The sequence below is a fragment of the Paenibacillus sp. FSL K6-1230 genome, assembly GCF_038002385.1.
Taxonomy (GTDB): Bacteria; Bacillota; Bacilli; order Paenibacillales; family Paenibacillaceae; genus Paenibacillus; species Paenibacillus massiliensis.
In genome coordinates this window covers 2,209,301-2,226,670 of sequence record NZ_JBBOCK010000001.1, presented here as the reverse complement: position 1 = coordinate 2,226,670, position 17,370 = coordinate 2,209,301, and the positions used below count along the sequence as shown (strand labels likewise).

15 protein-coding genes are annotated in these 17,370 nt (G+C 48.0%); all 15 read right to left on the bottom strand.

Annotated features, from left to right (window positions below; all coding sequences use genetic code 11):
• Nucleotides 1-5: 5 nt before the first annotated feature.
• The 15 genes from fliF to MKX74_RS09735 all read right to left on the bottom strand — a co-directional run bounded on the left by fliF (nt 6) and on the right by MKX74_RS09735 (nt 17,170).
• On the bottom strand, nt 6-1,586 hold the full coding sequence (gene fliF / locus MKX74_RS09805) for a flagellar basal-body MS-ring/collar protein FliF (protein ID WP_028589402.1): 1,581 nt from the start codon (nt 1,584-1,586) through the stop codon (nt 6-8).
• Between the two features lie 33 nt (nt 1,587-1,619).
• Nucleotides 1,620-1,931: a flagellar hook-basal body complex protein FliE gene (gene fliE / locus MKX74_RS09800; RefSeq protein ID WP_133567868.1), complete on the bottom strand. Its 312-nt coding sequence runs from the start codon at nt 1,929-1,931 to the stop codon at nt 1,620-1,622.
• 33 nt (nt 1,932-1,964) lie between these two features.
• Nucleotides 1,965-2,414, bottom strand: a complete 450-nt coding sequence (gene flgC, locus MKX74_RS09795) for a flagellar basal body rod protein FlgC (protein WP_018883412.1) — start codon at nt 2,412-2,414, stop codon at nt 1,965-1,967.
• Between the two features lie 2 nt (nt 2,415-2,416).
• Complete coding sequence (gene flgB, locus MKX74_RS09790) at nt 2,417-2,827, bottom strand: flagellar basal body rod protein FlgB (RefSeq protein WP_025679887.1); 411 nt, start codon at nt 2,825-2,827, stop codon at nt 2,417-2,419.
• Nucleotides 2,828-3,388: 561 nt separating this feature from the next.
• A complete protein-coding gene (gene hslU, locus MKX74_RS09785; RefSeq protein WP_018883414.1) occupies nt 3,389-4,786 on the bottom strand; it encodes an ATP-dependent protease ATPase subunit HslU in 1,398 nt (465 codons plus the stop codon).
• A 68-nt stretch (nt 4,787-4,854) separates the two neighbouring features.
• The gene (gene hslV / locus MKX74_RS09780) at nt 4,855-5,397 is read right to left on the bottom strand and encodes an ATP-dependent protease subunit HslV (RefSeq protein WP_025679888.1); all 543 of its coding nucleotides are present in this window, start codon (nt 5,395-5,397) and stop codon (nt 4,855-4,857) included.
• Between the two features lie 32 nt (nt 5,398-5,429).
• The gene (trmFO, locus tag MKX74_RS09775; protein ID WP_025679890.1) at nt 5,430-6,764 is read right to left on the bottom strand and encodes an FADH(2)-oxidizing methylenetetrahydrofolate--tRNA-(uracil(54)-C(5))-methyltransferase TrmFO; all 1,335 of its coding nucleotides are present in this window, start codon (nt 6,762-6,764) and stop codon (nt 5,430-5,432) included.
• A gap of 48 nt (nt 6,765-6,812) precedes the next feature.
• Nucleotides 6,813-8,915, bottom strand: coding sequence for a type I DNA topoisomerase (topA, locus tag MKX74_RS09770; protein ID WP_341178236.1), 2,103 nt, complete (start codon nt 8,913-8,915; stop codon nt 6,813-6,815).
• 262 nt (nt 8,916-9,177) lie between these two features.
• Nucleotides 9,178-10,299 (bottom strand): DNA-processing protein DprA, encoded by a 1,122-nt coding sequence (gene dprA / locus MKX74_RS09765; protein WP_341178235.1) that lies wholly within the window; start codon nt 10,297-10,299, stop codon nt 9,178-9,180.
• A 198-nt stretch (nt 10,300-10,497) separates the two neighbouring features.
• Nucleotides 10,498-11,427 (bottom strand): succinate--CoA ligase subunit alpha, encoded by a 930-nt coding sequence (sucD, locus tag MKX74_RS09760; RefSeq protein ID WP_018883419.1) that lies wholly within the window; start codon nt 11,425-11,427, stop codon nt 10,498-10,500.
• 85 nt (nt 11,428-11,512) lie between these two features.
• Nucleotides 11,513-12,673 (bottom strand): ADP-forming succinate--CoA ligase subunit beta, encoded by a 1,161-nt coding sequence (gene sucC, locus MKX74_RS09755; RefSeq protein WP_018883420.1) that lies wholly within the window; start codon nt 12,671-12,673, stop codon nt 11,513-11,515.
• Nucleotides 12,674-12,924: 251 nt separating this feature from the next.
• Nucleotides 12,925-13,395, bottom strand: a complete 471-nt coding sequence (locus tag MKX74_RS09750; protein ID WP_445667317.1) for a MarR family winged helix-turn-helix transcriptional regulator — start codon at nt 13,393-13,395, stop codon at nt 12,925-12,927.
• A 280-nt stretch (nt 13,396-13,675) separates the two neighbouring features.
• Nucleotides 13,676-14,746, bottom strand: coding sequence for an AI-2E family transporter (locus MKX74_RS09745; protein ID WP_341178234.1), 1,071 nt, complete (start codon nt 14,744-14,746; stop codon nt 13,676-13,678).
• A gap of 37 nt (nt 14,747-14,783) precedes the next feature.
• Nucleotides 14,784-16,127: a magnesium transporter gene (gene mgtE / locus MKX74_RS09740; RefSeq protein ID WP_341178233.1), complete on the bottom strand. Its 1,344-nt coding sequence runs from the start codon at nt 16,125-16,127 to the stop codon at nt 14,784-14,786.
• Nucleotides 16,128-16,546: 419 nt separating this feature from the next.
• Nucleotides 16,547-17,170 carry a copper amine oxidase N-terminal domain-containing protein gene (locus MKX74_RS09735; protein WP_341178232.1) on the bottom strand — a complete coding sequence of 208 codons (624 nt, stop codon included), beginning with the start codon at nt 17,168-17,170 and terminating at the stop codon, nt 16,547-16,549.
• Nucleotides 17,171-17,370 lie beyond the last annotated feature (200 nt).

The window sequence follows — 17,370 nt, the reverse complement described above, 5'->3', positions numbered from 1 at the left end:
CACCTCTATTCGTCAGCCAGCCATGTACGCAGCAGGTTGACGAACTCATCCGGCTTCTTCTTAGCCAAAGAGTCGAGCTGTTTGCGCACTTGACTTTCACTAGTCACACTTTCCAGATTAATGGATGGGAATTCCGCAGGTGTTGGCAGCGACAATTCGTCCTCAAGTTCTTCCTCTTGTTTGCGACGGTTTCTGGCAATGATGATGATTGCACCCGCTACAAGGGCGAGAACCGCGGCACCAATCCCCCATAACCATGGATTGGACAGGGACAAGAAATTAGCATTTGCTCCGGCTTCCGGAATATATTGCGGCACTACTGATACTTTCAGCGCCAATTGTTGCTCTGTAAATTCGGTTCCTGAATCCGCCAGTGTCGCTCTGACAATGTTCGTCAGTGTGGATCTGATTGGATCTGCATACTTCGGATCTACCTCATTTAGATCTGAAGGCGTCTCAACTGAGACGTTGATCGTCAAATCCTTGACGGTATACGGGCTAGAGATAATATCTCTTGCAATCCGATTAACCTCGTAGTTAATCGTGCTTTGACTTTTCTCCGACTCACTGTTGCCGGAGGTATCCCCACCGGGATAACCAGGTACATCCTGTGTACCCGTTCCAGCAACACCGCCAGTGTTTCCGCTGGACCCAGAGAAGCTTTCCTGAATGTCCTGAACACTGATCTCGATGCCCTTCATTCGATCCACATCAACTGGTGTCACCAGTTGCTCTTTGGAGTTCACCTTATCGAAGCTCAGCTTGGAGGCTACCAACACTTTAATCTTGCGATCTCCAGCGATCTCGGAGAGGAATTGCTCAACCTTTAGCTTCACGTCATTCTCGAATTTCTTCTGTAAGGCCATGTTCTCCTGCACACCGCTGGAGATACCACCTTGTCCACCTTTAATAGTAGGAATCAGTTCATATTCGTTATTCGTAATCGTAATATTCTCTACAGGAAGATTCGGAACTGCCGTCTTCACCAGGTTGAAGTAGCCGTCAATCGCCTGCTGACTTGGCCGGAAGCCTGGTTGGAAATCCATGACTACCGATGCGGAAGCCTTATCAGCCTCCTCAAGCCCTGCAAAGATGTTTTCCTTCGGAAGATTAATAATGGCCTTGGCGCTCTTGACCCCTTCCATCCGGCTCAGTAACTGTTGAACCTCACCATTGAGTGCGTTGTTGTACTTCACATCGAATTCATTCTCGGTCATCCCGATGGCGTTGGTAGATTGATCAAATGCGCTCATTCCAATGGAGCCATTCTGAATAAGACCTTGGGACCCCACTCCCACTTTAGCCTGTGCTGCCTGTGCAGTCGGCACACTGATCGTCGTACCACTGGCGCTCAGCTGATAAGGAATGCTTGCTGAGTCCAGATACTGCATAACTGCGGCCGCATCGTTAGCATTTAATTCCTGAAACGCAACCTCATACTCCGTCTTGGTAAATTGCACGGTCAGTACGCTTAATGCGACGATGATAATCGCTAAGGTCGAGATCAATAATATTTTTTGTTTGTTACTAAAGTTATTCCAAATACCGGATACTTTGTCGCGATATTGGGCAAGTCTCTCGTTCACTGTGTCACCCCATCCGAAACTTTGCTAGATCTATTAAATCTGCGTTCGCATTATTTCTTGATATGCTTCAATCGCCTTGTTTCGAACCTGGGTTGTGAACTGTAAGGACAGCAAAGCTTCTTGGGAAGCAATCATTACTTGATCAATATCAACCTGCCCGGTCAAAAACTTGTTTGACATTTCTTGAGAGTTTTGTTCCTGCTGATTGACTTCTTCCAGAGCATTTTTAAGATACGCTCCAAAGTCCTGCATCGCCTCAGATGGAGAAGTCTTATTTCCTTTTCCAACTATGTCTGTACTAGGAGCAATGGGTACCGGGATGCTAAACATGGTGTTCTGAATCATTTCTTGCAATCCTCCTTAATGAATTTATAGTTCTTATTTCCCGATTTCCAAAGCTTTGGTAATCATGGCCTTCGTGGCATTCAGAGCCGTTACATTTGCCTCGTAAGATCTGGTAGCTGAGATCATGTCTACCATTTCTTTCATAATGTCTACGTTAGGCATATATACATAACCGCTGGCATCTGCATCAGGATGTGATGGATTATATACCGGCTTCAGCGGAGATTCATCATTTCGAATCTGGGCCACTTTAACACCTGGCGTGTTCGCCTTGCCTTCCATCTGGTTTCTCATCGTTTCGGCAAAGCTCGCTTGATTCGGCTCCAGCACCACTACTTTTCGGCGGTATGGAACTGCTTGTCCGTTAACTACCTGTGCACGTGTCGTTTCAGCGTTGGCAATGTTACTTGAGATTACATCCATGCGCAGACGCTGAGCGGTAAGCGCTGAGGAGCTGATATCAAAGCTGTTGCTAATCTTCATCCTTAGGTTCTCCCTTCAATGGCGGTTCGGACCATTTTAATGCGGTCATTGACTTGCTGGATATAAGCATTGTAGCGTAGCTGATTTTCAGCCATGAGACTCATTTCCCGATCCACATCCACGTTGTTAAAGTTATTATTCATGGTGGAATATGGGTCTATAGTAACAACGGATTCCGGTACGAAATTTACAGGACCTATACGAAAATGCCGGCGATCCGTCACCCGGCCAACGAGCTGCGGCATCTCTCCTTCAACCTGCTCGCTTAGCATGCTTTCAAACTGCACTTCTGCTCGTTTGAAATAAGGCGTATCCACATTCGCAATGTTGTTCGCGAGCGCTCTTTGCCTCAGGTTGGCGGCTTGCAGCCCTGCTTCAAGCCTGTTGAAGGTTACTCCGCCGAGTAAATTCATAAGTACCTCCTCTCCGCTGTCTAACTGTCTGATTCAGGAAATTTTCAGCGTATAAATACTGAAAAAATTCCTTTTTCGACAAAAGAACTACATTTTTACATACCAAGACTTAGGTCTTAAGTAGAAATATCTCTTCTGCTGTCGTATATTCTAAGTTTCGTAGAGTTTGGACCTAATTACAATAAGAAAAAAGCCCTATCTTTTCAGAAAAAGCGGGCTTGAGGTGTATTTTTTTGTAATTTATTTCATTTTATTTGTCTATACCCGAGTAACTTTACAGTATTATATCCTTTTATAAGGTCCTATTTCCTATCACTGAATTGGGCCATTCATAGCGGTTTCAAAAATTGCAAGTTGCACCATTGGCTTGTTATCGGCCTTAAATAGCTTTTCTGAACGCAAAATAGGGACAACGGCAGCCGTTGTCCCTATTTTTTCATCCAGCAGAAGCGAAGGATTCGACATCCTACGACTATGACATGTCGATTTCAGTAAATGTTGTACTTGATGCAGTCGAAATTGAATTGTTCAGTTCCGCCTGAAAATCTATAAATGCTTTATCTATAAAATATACTGGCTAAGATCCCGATCCTCGGCGATCGTCCCCAGCTTCTCTTTTACATATTCCGGTGTGATGATCATACGCTCCAGGGTAAGCTCAGGCGCCTCGAAGGACAGATCCTCCAGCAGCTTTTCCAGAATAGTATGAAGTCTGCGAGCACCGATGTTTTCCGTATTTTTATTCACGGATTCCGCTATCTTGGCAATTTCACGAATAGCATCCTCAGAGAACTCCACCTCAATATCTTCAGTACGGAGCAGTTCTACATATTGCTTGGTCAGTGCATTTTGGGGCTCGGTCAAAATAGACACGAATTCATCCAACGTAAGACTGCTTAGCTCCACCCGGATTGGGAAACGCCCTTGAAGCTCGGGAATCAGGTCGGATGGCTTGGAGACATGGAAGGCTCCTGCTGCGATGAACAGAATGTAGTCCGTTTTGACAGGGCCATATTTGGTCATAATGGTGGACCCTTCAACGATAGGAAGGATATCCCGCTGCACCCCTTCTCTGGACACATCAGGACCGCTCCCTTGACCGCGAGCGGCAATTTTGTCGATCTCATCGATGAATATGATTCCCGATTGTTCAACACGCTGTATGGAGTCCTGAATGACGTCATCCATATCGATCAGCTTGCCAGCCTCTTCCTGAATAAGCACCTTGCGTGCTTCCTTGACGGTCAGCTTGCGTTTCTTCGTACGCTTCGGCAGAAGGTTGCCGAACATCTCTTGCATATTCATGCCCATCTGCTCATTGCCTTGTCCAGCAAACATGTCAAACATATTGGGTGCATTATCCTCAACATCAATCTCGATCAGGTCATTCTCCAAGTTGCCAGCCAACAAATTGAACTTAACCTGGCGTCGTTTCTCAGTAACAGAGGAATCCTGTTGCTCATCCTCTTCCTTATCGTTGTTATCATTGTTGCCGAACAGCATTTCAAACGGATTGCGTTGGGAACGGGAGGAGCGTGCAGACGGCACAAGGATACTCACAATACGATCATTGGCCAGTTCCTCGGCTTTATCCTTGACCCGCTCTGTACGCTCACCTCTCACAATCCGGATCGAGGTCTCCATCAGGTCACGAATCATGGATTCGACATCTCTGCCGACATAGCCAACCTCAGTGAATTTGGTAGCCTCAATCTTGACGAAGGGTGCACCAACCAATTTGGCAAGTCTGCGTGCAATCTCTGTCTTGCCGACCCCTGTTGGACCGATCATGAGAATGTTCTTAGGTACAATCTCATCACGGACACTCTCAGGCAATCGACTACGCCGATAGCGGTTGCGCAGAGCAACCGCTACTGATTTCTTGGCATCCTTTTGACCCACAATATACTTATCCAGCTCAGCTACAATCTCTCTGGGGGTTAACGCCTGATTTTTCATTTACATTCCTCCAACCAGATTACTGAATCCGTTTATCTGTATGGAGAGCCGTGTCGCGAGCGCCATCGTCACAGCTCTTCCACGATAATATTATCATTCGTATATACGCAAATCTCAGATGCGACTTGAAGAGCTTCCTTAGCAATATCCTTCGCTTCCAGATCAGTTGGGTGACGCTTCAGTGCACGTGCTGCGGCCAGAGCAAAGTTGCCGCCAGAGCCTATAGCCAAAATATGATCATCTGGCTCGATGATCTCGCCGCCACCAGAGATGAGCAGCATTCCTGTACGATCCATCACAATCATGAGTGCTTCTAGCTTGCGCAGTATGCGGTCCTGACGCCAATCCTTGGCCAGCTCTACCGCCGCTCTCTGAAGATTGCCATGATGCTCCTCCAGCTTGCCCTCGAACTTCTCGAATAACGTGATCGCATCAGCGACCGAGCCAGCAAAGCCAGCAATCACTTGACCTCTATACAGTCTGCGAACCTTTTTCGCGGTCTGCTTCATCACGACATTGTTGCCAAAGGTTACCTGCCCGTCACCAGCAATAGCTCCCTTACCATTATGCATGACTGCGCAAATTGTAGTTGCGTGAAAAGACATCTCCATGTCCTGCCTCCTCCCTGAAAGTAACCTTATGCTTACTGCCCAGCAGGTATGACATCTGACTCTGTCATGTACCGACGCAAGGAATCCAGCGCACGCTGAGCGAGAGCTTCATTTTTTTCCTTTTTGTTACGGATGCGTGTCTCCAGCTTAGGCAACAATCCAAAGTTAGCATTCATAGGTTGAAAATGCTTGAAGTCTGCCGTCGTGATATAACGAGCCATACTACCCAGTGTGGTATCTGCTGGCAGCACCAGCAGCTCTTGACCCAAGGCTGCACGCGCTGCATTCATGCCAGCGATCAGACCTGATGCAGCTGACTCGACATAGCCCTCTACGCCTGTCATTTGTCCTGCGAAGAACAAGGTGCTACGGCCCTTGAACTGATATGTCGGCTCAAGCTGCTTCGGTGAGTTAATAAATGTATTGCGATGCATTACGCCATATCTGACGAATTCAGCATTTTCCAGACCCGGAATCATAGAGAAGACCCGCTTCTGCTCACCCCATTTGAGATGCGTCTGGAATCCGACCAGATTGTACAACGTACCTGCCGCATTGTCCTGACGCAACTGGACAACCGCATGCGGCAACGTCCCCGTATGCGGGTTCATCAGTCCTACCGGCTTCATCGGGCCGAACAAAGCCGTCTGCTTCCCGCGCTTCATCATAACCTCGATTGGCATGCAGCCCTCAAAATAGATTTCCTTCTCGAACTCCTTCAGCTGTGCAACTTCGGCAGTGATAAGTGCATCATAGAATGCATCAAATTCAGCCTCGTTCATCGGACAGTTCAGATACGCGGCTTCTCCTTTATCATAGCGGGAAGCCAAATACACCTTGCTCATATCGATAGAATCCTTCTCGATAATTGGTGCAGCTGCATCATAGAAATAGAAATATTCCTCGCCTGTCAGCTTCTTGATCTGCTCAGATAGAGCCGGGGAGGTCAACGGGCCTGTGGCTACGACCACAATGCCATCCTGCGGAAGCTCCTGCAGTTCCTCCTGCACAACCTCCACAAGTGGATGCTCGTGCAGTCTGGAGGTAATTTCCCCAGAGAAGCCGTCCCGATCTACGGCAAGCGCTCCACCCGCAGGAACTGCATGTCGATCAGCCGCATTCAGTATGAGTGAATCTAACATTCTCATCTCTTCCTTGAGCACGCCGACTGCGTTACTCAAGCCATTAGCCCGCAATGAATTACTACAGACCAACTCAGCAAATTTATCCGTATGATGCGCCGGCGTCTTCACGACCGGTCTCATCTCATATAATCGAACAGGTACACCGCGACTGGCAATCTGCCAAGCAGCCTCACTTCCGGCCAGACCGGCGCCAATCACAGTGACCTTCTGTACTTCACTCACTTGATAATCCCCCTACACTTTCCATTTTCACATCGCTGCTTCATGCTCTCAAGAATTCTCCGCAGCCTCATCGCTTTCTTCCACCATCTCGACATGGTCGCAGGATGTACATTGCAACTTGATACCTTGTTTACTGCGCTTCTCCACCATCATGCTGCTGCATACAGGACATGGCTTTGTCGAAGGACGATCCCAAGATACAAAATCACATTCAGGATAGCGGTCACAACCGTAGAAAATTCTCCCCTTCTTGCTCCGACGCTCCACTACATGCCCAGTTTTGCAGGAAGGACAAGTAACGCCTATGTCCTTCACAATCGGCTTCGTATTTCGACAATCCGGAAATCCTGAGCAAGCGAGGAATTTGCCAAAACGCCCCAGCTTGTAGACCATCGGCTTGCCACATTTGTCGCAGACCTCATCGGATACTTCATCCTCGATCTCAATCTCTGCCATCTCTTCTTCAGCAACCTCAAGCCGCTTCTCAAAGGACTTGTAAAAGTCATTCAGGACCTTTACCCAATCCTCGGCCCCTTCCTCAACATGGTCCAGATCCCCTTCCATGTTCGCGGTGAACTCTACATTCAGAATTTCAGGGAAGAATTGCTCCATCTGCTCAATGACCAGTTCGCCCAGTTCCGTAGGGACGAATTTCTTCTCTTCGATCGCTACATATCCACGCTTCTGGATCGTCTCTAGTGTCGGTGCATAGGTACTCGGTCTCCCGATTCCCAGTTCCTCCAGAGTCTTCACCAGTCTGGCCTCCGTATAACGGGGCGGCGGCTGCGTGAAGTGCTGCTTCGGCTCAATACCCTCACGCTTCAACGCATCTCCTGTCTGGAGCGGAGGCAGCAGTTTGTCCTCCTCAGTCTTACCGTCGTCGTTACCCTCAACGTAGACCTTCATAAAGCCAGGGAATCGAACCTTGGAGCCATTGGCACGGAACACGGTATCGCCCGCTGTGATATCCACAGAGAGGGTATCCATAATTGCTGATGACATTTGGCTTGCCATGAAACGTTCCCAGATCAGCTTATATAGCCGCAGTTGGTCTCTACTCAGGAAAGGCTTCATTGTATCGGGATCACGCAGCATCGAGGTAGGCCTGATGGCTTCATGCGCATCCTGCGCATTGGCTGACTTCTTGGCATACTGGCGAGGAGTCTCCGGCACAAAAGCATCCCCATATTGACCAACGATATACTCCTTGGCCTCTTCCTGTGCGGATGCCGCTACACGAGTGGAGTCGGTACGCATGTAAGTAATCAGACCGACCGTTCCTTCTTTGCCCAGATCCACACCCTCATACAACTGCTGAGCTACAGACATCGTCTTCGACGCCCGGAAATTCAGCTTCCGAGCAGCTTCTTGTTGGAGAGAGCTTGTCGTGAATGGAGGCGAAGGATTACGGAGACGTTCCTTCTCCTTCACACTGGCGACAGTGAATTCATCATTGCCGATGGCTGCCAGCACCTTTTGAACATCCGCTTCACTGCCGAGCTCTGTTTTCTCACCGTTCAGCTTGTGAAATTTGGCTTCAAAGGTGCTGCCCTTGATCGCAAGCTTGGCTGTTATCGTCCAGTATTCTTCAGGCACGAAGTCACTGATTTCATTCTCGCGGTCCAGAATAATCTTCACGGCTACTGACTGTACACGCCCAGCCGATAGACCCTTCTTAACCTTCTTCCACAATAGAGGACTAATCTTGTAGCCCACAAGTCGATCCAGAATACGTCTGGCTTGCTGGGCATTCACAAGGTCCATATTGATCTTGCGTGGTGTCTTGAAGGCATCCTTGACCGCCTGCTTCGTAATCTCATTGAACACTACCCGACATTCCTCAGTACCATCCAGCTCCAAAGCATGAGCTAAATGCCAGGCAATCGCTTCCCCTTCGCGATCGGGGTCAGCCGCCAGATATACTTTTTTCACTTTCTTGCGGGCATCCTTTAATTCCTTCAGAACCGAGCCCTTCCCGCGAATGGTAATATACTTGGGATTGAAATCATTTTCGACCTCTACGCCGATCTGGCTTTTGGGCAAATCCCGCACATGCCCCATAGATGCCTTTACTATAAATTTGCTGCCCAGGTACTTGCCGATTGTCTTCGCCTTGGAAGGCGATTCCACAATGACGAGTGAATCCGCCACAGGCCCATCCTCCTCTCAAATGCAACCGTTACTCTCTACTTCACACATAGACAGAATAGGATCTGCCCATAAGCGGCTTATTTCGCATGCTCCCTGTTAAGATCAGTTCATCTGATCAATCATGCATCACAGGTATAGTAAGTTCCGCTACAAGCCGTAGATTTATGGTTCAATTTACATTGTTTTTTCGTTTTCACTGTTCATTTTCACTTTTTCGTTGATATTAAAGAAATTCACTATGGATTGTCGCAGATATTGCCCATTAAATCAAATGATAGCGAGCACCTGCTAGTTGAAGGACGCGTTTTTTTATGATTAACGATAACAGAACTGAGTGTAAAAGTCCAAAATCCCAGGCTGTCATGGTTAGCAACTCATCTAATGTCTGGTCCCCTTGTTCCAGCAGTTCAACAATTCGCTGCTCCTCACTACTGAGCTGGCCATCGACCGCACCAAGCATACTAGAAGACTGAGCGCAGGCAGCTGAACCTTGGACTGGCACTGCTGTTCTGTCCAATGAAGCCGTATACTCCTCCATAACGTCCTCAGCCTCTGTCACAAGCTTTGCCCCTTGCTTGATCAGCTGTAGCGTGCCACGACTCTTCGGTGAAGTTATTGGTCCGGGGACAGCAAATACATCTCTACCTGATTCCAAGGCGCAATCCGCCGTAATCAGCGAGCCACTTCGTGCATCTGCCTCCACAACAAGCGTCCCACGCGAAAGCCCTGCGATAATCCGGTTACGTTGCGGGAACAGTCCAGGATGAGACTTGGTACCTGGCGGATACTCGGAGATCACCAGTCCTGTACGTGCAATCTTCCAGTAAAGTCCATGATTCTCAGCAGGATAGACCGTATCAATGGCCGTTCCTAACACAGCAATTGTACGTCCCTGGACTTGCAATGCCGCTTCATGACATATACCGTCGATCCCTTTCGCCAATCCACTGATGATCGTGATGCCCTTAGAAGCCAGTTCAGCGCCTAGCGCTTCGGCGACCTTCCGTCCGTATGCCGTAGGCACACGGGTCCCAACCATGGCTACTCCCAAAGTATGAAGCAACTCAATGTTGCCCAGTGCATACAGCACCCAAGGCGGATCTGCAATCTCACGTAGCATCTGCGGATATTCCTGATCAAGAAATGTTATAACCTGAATGCCTGCCTCTTGAATCTGGCGCTGTCGCTCCAGAATCCAAGCTTTATTAAAGGTAGCAACCGCCCGACGGGACTGCTCAGGCTTCATACCCGCTCCAATCCATTCCTTCTCCCCGAACCAAAGTGTATCTGATAAAGCACATCCACTGTTCAACAAACGAGAGATGGTCTTACGGCCTACCCCTTCCAAGGCATCCAAGGCGACTAATATCCATTTATCCTCCATCAGTAGCTCTCTCCTCTTACAGGGAAGTAGAGCACTTCCCTATTATTTGATATGCGCAACTATTTTGCAAGCGTTTCAATCCGATTCCTTATGTACAACAAAAAAAGCAACCCTTTTTCTCCCCAGTACAGGGACAAAAAAGGTTGCTTACCTTTGTTCTACATTATAATGCAGATAATATGAAAATGCTATGCTGCCTTAGTGTGTCGTGCATTGGCTGAGAAGACCCTTCTCTTCCAATACGCTGACCAGTGTCGAGCCCATCTCGGATGGGGTCGGTGCCACCTTGATTCCACAGGACTCAAGCTTCTCGATCTTCTCTTTGGCCGTACCTTTCCCCCCAGAGATGATAGCGCCCGCATGTCCCATCCGCTTGCCTGGAGGCGCCGTTACGCCGCCAATGAAGCCCACGACTGGCTTTGTCATGTTCGCCTGAATCCACTCTGCTGCTTCTTCCTCAGCTGTACCACCGATTTCACCAATCATAATTACAGCATATGTGTTCGGGTCCTCGTTGAAGCGACGCAGTACGTCAATAAACTCCGTTCCTTTAACAGGGTCGCCGCCGATACCCACGGCAGAAGATTGTCCAATGCCGCGCGTTGTCAGCTGGTGAACAGCCTCGTACGTCAGTGTTCCACTACGGGATACTACGCCGACATGGCCTGGTGTGTGGATATAGCCCGGCATGATACCGATTTTGCACTCGCCTGGTGTAATGACACCTGGACAGTTCGGGCCGATCAATACGGTATCCTTACCTTCCATGAAGCGGCTAACCTTGATCATGTCCACGACCGGAATTCCTTCCGTAATACAGATCACCAGCTCCAGCCCTGCATCCACAGCCTCCATAATGGAATCCGCTGCAAATGCTGGAGGAACATAAATAACACTTGCCGTTGCGCCCGTTGCTTCCTTGGCCTCAACAACCGTATTGAATACCGGTAGACTGACTGTGCTGCCATTCTCCAGCGTAATTTCTACTTGCGTACCACCCTTGCCCGGAGAGGTTCCGCCGACCATCTGGGTGCCGTAATCAAGCGCCCCTTTGGCATGGAACAATGCCGTCTTCCCTGTAATCCCTTGCGTAATCACCTTGGTATGCTTATCGACCAAAATACTCACGTTGTTCACATCCCCTATCTTTATATTCATCCATCTGGAATGCAATTGCTGATGAAGGACGCAAATACGCATCCTCAATTCATAATTACTTCACAAGAGCAACGATCTTCTGAGCACCATCTGCCATGGAATCAGCCGATACGATGTTCAGACCGGATTCCGACAGGATTTTCTTGCCCAGATCGACATTCGTGCCTTCAAGACGAACAACAAGAGGACGAGTAAGACCGATTTGTCTAGCAGCCTCCACGACACCGTTCGCAATGACGTCACACTGCATAATTCCACCGAAAATATTTACGAAAATCCCCTTCACACTAGGGTCTGACAAAATAATCTTGAAGGCCTCGGTAACCTTCTCGGTTGTCGCACCGCCCCCTACGTCGAGGAAGTTCGCGGGCTCACCGCCGTAATATTTAATAATATCCATAGTAGCCATCGCAAGTCCTGCACCATTAACCATACAGCCAATGTTGCCATCCAGCGCAATGTAGCTGAGGTCGAACTTGGAAGCCTGAATTTCTCTCTCATCTTCTTCGTCCAGATCCCGGAGCTCCTGGATATCCTTATGACGATAAAGAGCATTGGAGTCAAAGTTCAGCTTGGCGTCCAGTGCCATTACATTTCCGTCGCCAGTTACTACCAGTGGATTAATCTCAGCAATCGAACAATCCTTGTCGATGAATGCCGCATAGAGAGCAAGCATGAATTGGGCAGCCTTGTTCACCAGCTCATTCGGAATATTGATGCTGTATGCCAGCTTCCGCGCCTGGAACACCTGCAGTCCGACAGCCGGATCAACCACTTCCTTGAAGATCTTCTCTGGCGTAGCTTCTGCTACCTCTTCAATCTCTGTTCCGCCTTCTTCAGAGGCCATCATAACGACACGTCCGGTCGCACGATCTACTACCACACCCACGTAATACTCCTTGCGGATGTCACAGCCCTCTTCAATCAGAAGACGCTTAACTTCTTTCCCTTCTGGGCCTGTCTGATGCGTGACCAGGACCTTGCCCAGAATTTCTGATGCATAGGTACGTACTTCGTCCAGATTCTTTGCGACCTTTACACCGCCTGCTTTTCCGCGGCCACCCGCATGGATTTGTGCCTTTACAACAGTAACAGCGCTTCCAAGGGACTCAGCTGCTGCTACAGCCTCCTCCACCGTGTATGCTACCTTACCGTTCGGTACCGAAACTCCGTATTGCTTCAACACTTCTTTCCCTTGATATTCATGGATATTCATTCTAGTATCCTCCTATCAACATGACTGCAACAAGGCGGTTTACAAAAAAATCTGACTATAAACCCACATCATTGTAACATGTTTTTAAAACGCTTTCCTTAAAAATGCATCCATAAATACACAGCATTTTTATATCGGTATCATTCCTAAAATCGAATATTTGGAATTATATGTAAGTTATATCAAATACAAAAAGGACTATTCCCGCTGCAAAAATCCTCCGCGGCTGGAACAGTCCCTTCCATAGGGGCCTAGCTCTGCTCTTTGGGCTCTAGATTACACGCATGAACGCGTTCCAAAAGATCATTAAATTCCTCTAGCAAAGACTGAAAATGCTGAGTCGAGAAACACACCTTCCCACGAATGGCTCCAGGGATAGAGGCAGCCTTCAAGCGCAGCTGATCCCCTTCCTCCGTCAAGCTGATCATCACCTTGCGCTCATCCTGTTGCGAGCGTTCCCGGTGGATCAAGCCAGAGCTCTGCAGCCGCTTCAGCAACGGAGTGAGCGTTCCGGAATCCAGATGCAGGGCATCACCAAGCTCCTTGACCGTTGAAGTCCCTTTCTCCCACAGCACCATCAGGACGAGATACTGTGAATAAGTAACGCCAAGCTGCTCCAAGTAAGGCTGATACAGCTTGGTTATCTCGCGCGAACACGCATATATGGCAAAGCAGAGCTGATTCTCAAGCTTCAAAGCCTCTTCTGGACGATTGATTTCAATCACGTTGTTCACCTACTTTCTTGCTCTATTTTAACACAAATTCATCTCTAAAACATATAAATTGACAACAATTTAAATTATATTCAATCTTATTTACCACAATTATATATGTATTGCCGGCCCAATACAAAGTCATGTGTGGATTCAGCAACCGCTGCACACTAATCTTGGCTCCAAAAATACACTACATCACATTTCGTTCGCCGTGTGCCCATAATATGGCCCTATGCTGCACGATTCATGCGCTCGTAGTCAGCATAAGACCACAACCTGCCAAGCACTATTCCAGTCGTTTGAGCATCATTACACTATAGGCACGACGCAGCAGCACTTTGACTACCATATATACAGGAATGGCCAGCAGCAGACCCCAGAATCCGCCAACCTTAACACCTGCAATGCTGACAAGCACCGCACTAAGCGGATGAAGATCCATACTTTTCCCGTATACAACTGGTGAGAACACATTGCTCTCAATCTGCTGTGCCACAATAATAATGACTAATGACCATAGCGCCGTCATGGGGGAGTCAATGAAGGCGACAATCACAATCGGAATCGTGGATATGATCGGTCCGAAATATGGGATGAAATTAAAAATAGCTGAGATGAGTGTCATCAGGAGTGGATAGGGCTGATCAATGATGAGAAAGCCCACATAGATGAGTATACTCATGAGGAAGGTCACGATGAAGCGCCCCATAATGAATCCGCCTAAGGCCTTGTCAATATCATGCAGCATGATTTGGACATCACTACGATAATGGTGCGGAACCAGATTCCCGAGCCCAGTTCTGAATTTCTCCCCTTCCTTAAGCATGTAATACAGTACGATAGGAACTGTTGATACAACCAGCACAATATTCGTGATCGTCGTCATCCAATTTGAAATCGAATGGATAGCTAGGTTGATAAAATGATCCAAAAACTCGGATACCCGATTCAGCAAATCTGATTGCTCGGGGATCACTCCTGCCCAGAATGGATGCCGCCGCAGCTCCTCCAGAGCGATTCTTGCATTTTGGATCATATCCGGGGCATTCTCCGCAAAGCTGACGGCCTGCTCCTGCAGGGACGGCCAGATCCAGATCATGAAGATTGCACTGGCAACAGCTGCAAATAGATAGATGAGCAATACGGATATCATCCGGCGAATATGAAGCTTGTCCATATAATGAATTAGCGGACGCAGTATATAATAGAAGAAACCCGCTATGACAACCGGAGCAAGGATCAGAAAGGCCACACTGAATACTGGAGTGAATAGAAAGCTCAGCTTGTTCGCCATATACAGGATCAGCATGGTCAGCAGAATACGAAGCGCATTTCGCAAATATACATCTTTAAGCATAGGACACCTTCCTCCAGTGATATGAATTGGACCACAACTAAAGTAGAGTTAGCAGTGCCGTAGCTATGCTAAAGTAAATGAATAAGGAGAGAATGTCATTGATGGTCGTAATCAGCGGGCCTGACGCTACAGCAGGATCTACCTTCAGTCGGTTCAGCAGCAAAGGAATCACAGTTCCCGACATGGTGCCGATGATCAATGTCAGGAACAGAGAAATCCCCACGACGAGACCCAGCATCATATCTCCCCTCCATAGATAGGCAATGAGAAAAATCAACACTCCGCAGCAGGCTCCAATGGTAACACCCACTTGCAGCTCACGCAGGAGCAGCTTCCAGAGCTTGCGCCGATTCAAGCGCTCGGAAGCAAGCCCTCGTACAATCACCGCAAGAGATTGCGTACCTGTATTTCCTGTCATTCCTGCAATCATGGGCATAAAAAAGGCCAACGCCACGACCTGGGTTAGAGTATCCTCGAACCCGGCAATAATGCTGCCTGATACCAGGCCAATGAAGAGCAGCAGCACCAGCCAGGGCAAGCGCCTGAGGGAAGCGGTAAGTGCCGGGGTATGAAGGCCGATCTCCTTGCCTGAGCCTGACAAACGTCCAATATCCTCATCTGCCTCCCGCACGACTACATCCACAGCATCATCAATGGTGATAATGCCGCATATCCTGTGCTGCTCGTCCACTACAGGCAATGCTAAGAGATCATACTTGCGAATCGTACGCGCCGCCTCCTCCTGATCCATATCCGCTGCAATCGTAATAACTTCCGTATTCATGAAGTTCTCTACAAGATCATCTGGCTCGGCTAACAAGAGATCACGATAGGAGCAGACACCGAGCAGTCCTTCGTTCTTGTCCACGACGTAGACATAGCTCACACTTTCAAGGACAGGCAGCATTGCTTTTAGTTGTCCAACGATTGCTTGTACACTCGAATGAATCGGTACAGCCAGATATCTACTCGTCATCATTCGTCCAGCTGTCTCCGAAGGATAATTCATTCTTCGCCTAATGACTGCGGAATACTCAGCCTCCAGAGTAGACAATAGCTTATGCTTCTCTTCTGTATTCAGGGCATCCAGCATATAAGTAAGGTCATCATCTTCCATAGCTGCGACGACCAGCATCTGCTGCTCCGGGTCCATTAACCCGAAAGCCTCGGACTGCTCCTCCGGCTCCAATTCCGGGATCAGGGCTGCTACTTGCTCTGCAGTCATCTGGCTTAGTAGCTTGAATTGGTGGTCCAGGACCAGGTCTCTGTATAATTGACCTACATCGTAGGGATGCAGCTTTTCGATCAAGGCTTGCAGCTCGAACTCATTTCCTTGCAGAATCAATTCGATAATAGTTGTCGTTGAGATAGCTTTTGACATATAACCCCCTCTTTCTTACACTCTCTGGATTTATATAGATTTATATGGATTTTTCTTTATCTTTCTTTATCTTCCTTGATCTTTCTTGATCTTTCTTGATCTTTCTTTATCTCCCTTAATCTTTCTTGATTTATCCTTATCTCTTCGAACTACTCACATATTCCCCCATTTATTTTCTTCTATTTTGATTTCTTTTGATTACTCTGAACCACCTTGTCCTCTCTGGACTACCTTGATTCCTCTAGGTCGTTCTTGCTTTTCCATTACCCATAAATTCCGAGGTTTAGACACAGGGGTTCACTATAGATCAGTTCTATAGTCGGCATTACCGCAACGCATTTATACAAAAAAGGAAACCCCAGATCGGAGTTTCCCTTGTCGATTTCATATCTACGTGCTGCTATAAGCGTCAGCTTGCTCTACTTCAAGGTTATATTGAACCTTTGCTCAGCGCTAATATATTCCACCTGAGCCCCTAGTCCTCTGGCTACAACCTGAAGAGGCACATAAGTTACCCCATTGATGACTTTGGGAGCTACCTGCACAGTATCAGCCGTCTCGCCGTAGTACACCGTTTTGCTCCCGATCTGAAGAGTCAGCTTGTGTTCTCCACGAATCACTTCAACCTTCCCAGCTTGCTGATCCCAGCTCAGCGTGGCTTTCATGGCGTCCGCAATATCACGGAGCGGCACTACATTAGTCTGCTCGATAAGCAATGGACGATTCGTGAGGCTCAGCTTGCTACCATCCACATACACCTGTAGGTCGGAACTCTTATAGGTCGGAGTAGATGTGGCTGTGCTCTTTTGGGTGCTTGAGGAGGACTTGGACTTCGAATCTGAGCTAGAGCTCTTGCCAGACCCCGAACTGCTTCCACCATTATGCTTGTGATACTCCCCGTCTTCAAGCCCCCACTTGGCACAATTCGTCCGGCAATAATGTCCTCCCTTACTATCTGTTCTTCCCGGATGAGCAGAGGCAGTAGAGCTCACCATTAGTAGCAGAACTAGAACCATTGAAGCGGACAACCAGCGCTTGATCATAACCAACTCTCCATTTCTAGTATATTTTTCCTACATCCTATCACAATAGTCCTATTAACTGTGCTGTTTTTCAAAATTTAATTACCATTCGACAGCCTTTGACACCAATTTCAGCTAATAGTACACTCTTCTACTGAATCTGCAAGTTCTTCCGGAATACGTTTGTGCAACAAAAAAAGAGTATCTGCCAACTCCAGTGC

What these genes read in the sequence shown, in the direction of transcription:
- fliE (WP_133567868.1), bottom strand. Translation starts at nt 1,931, where the DNA reads ATGATTCAGAACACCATGTTTAGCATCCCGGTACCCATTGCTCCTAGT.
- flgC (WP_018883412.1), bottom strand. Translation starts at nt 2,414, where the DNA reads ATGAAGATTAGCAACAGCTTTGATATCAGCTCCTCAGCGCTTACCGCT.
- flgB (WP_025679887.1), bottom strand. Translation starts at nt 2,827, where the DNA reads ATGAATTTACTCGGCGGAGTAACCTTCAACAGGCTTGAAGCAGGGCTG.
- hslU (WP_018883414.1), bottom strand. Translation starts at nt 4,786, where the DNA reads ATGAAAAATCAGGCGTTAACCCCCAGAGAGATTGTAGCTGAGCTGGAT.
- hslV (WP_025679888.1), bottom strand. Translation starts at nt 5,397, where the DNA reads ATGGAGATGTCTTTTCACGCAACTACAATTTGCGCAGTCATGCATAAT.
- dprA (WP_341178235.1), bottom strand. Translation starts at nt 10,299, where the DNA reads ATGGAGGATAAATGGATATTAGTCGCCTTGGATGCCTTGGAAGGGGTA.
- sucC (WP_018883420.1), bottom strand. Translation starts at nt 12,673, where the DNA reads ATGAATATCCATGAATATCAAGGGAAAGAAGTGTTGAAGCAATACGGA.
- MKX74_RS09745 (WP_341178234.1), bottom strand. Translation starts at nt 14,746, where the DNA reads ATGCTTAAAGATGTATATTTGCGAAATGCGCTTCGTATTCTGCTGACC.
- mgtE (WP_341178233.1), bottom strand. Translation starts at nt 16,127, where the DNA reads ATGTCAAAAGCTATCTCAACGACAACTATTATCGAATTGATTCTGCAA.
- MKX74_RS09735 (WP_341178232.1), bottom strand. Translation starts at nt 17,170, where the DNA reads ATGATCAAGCGCTGGTTGTCCGCTTCAATGGTTCTAGTTCTGCTACTA.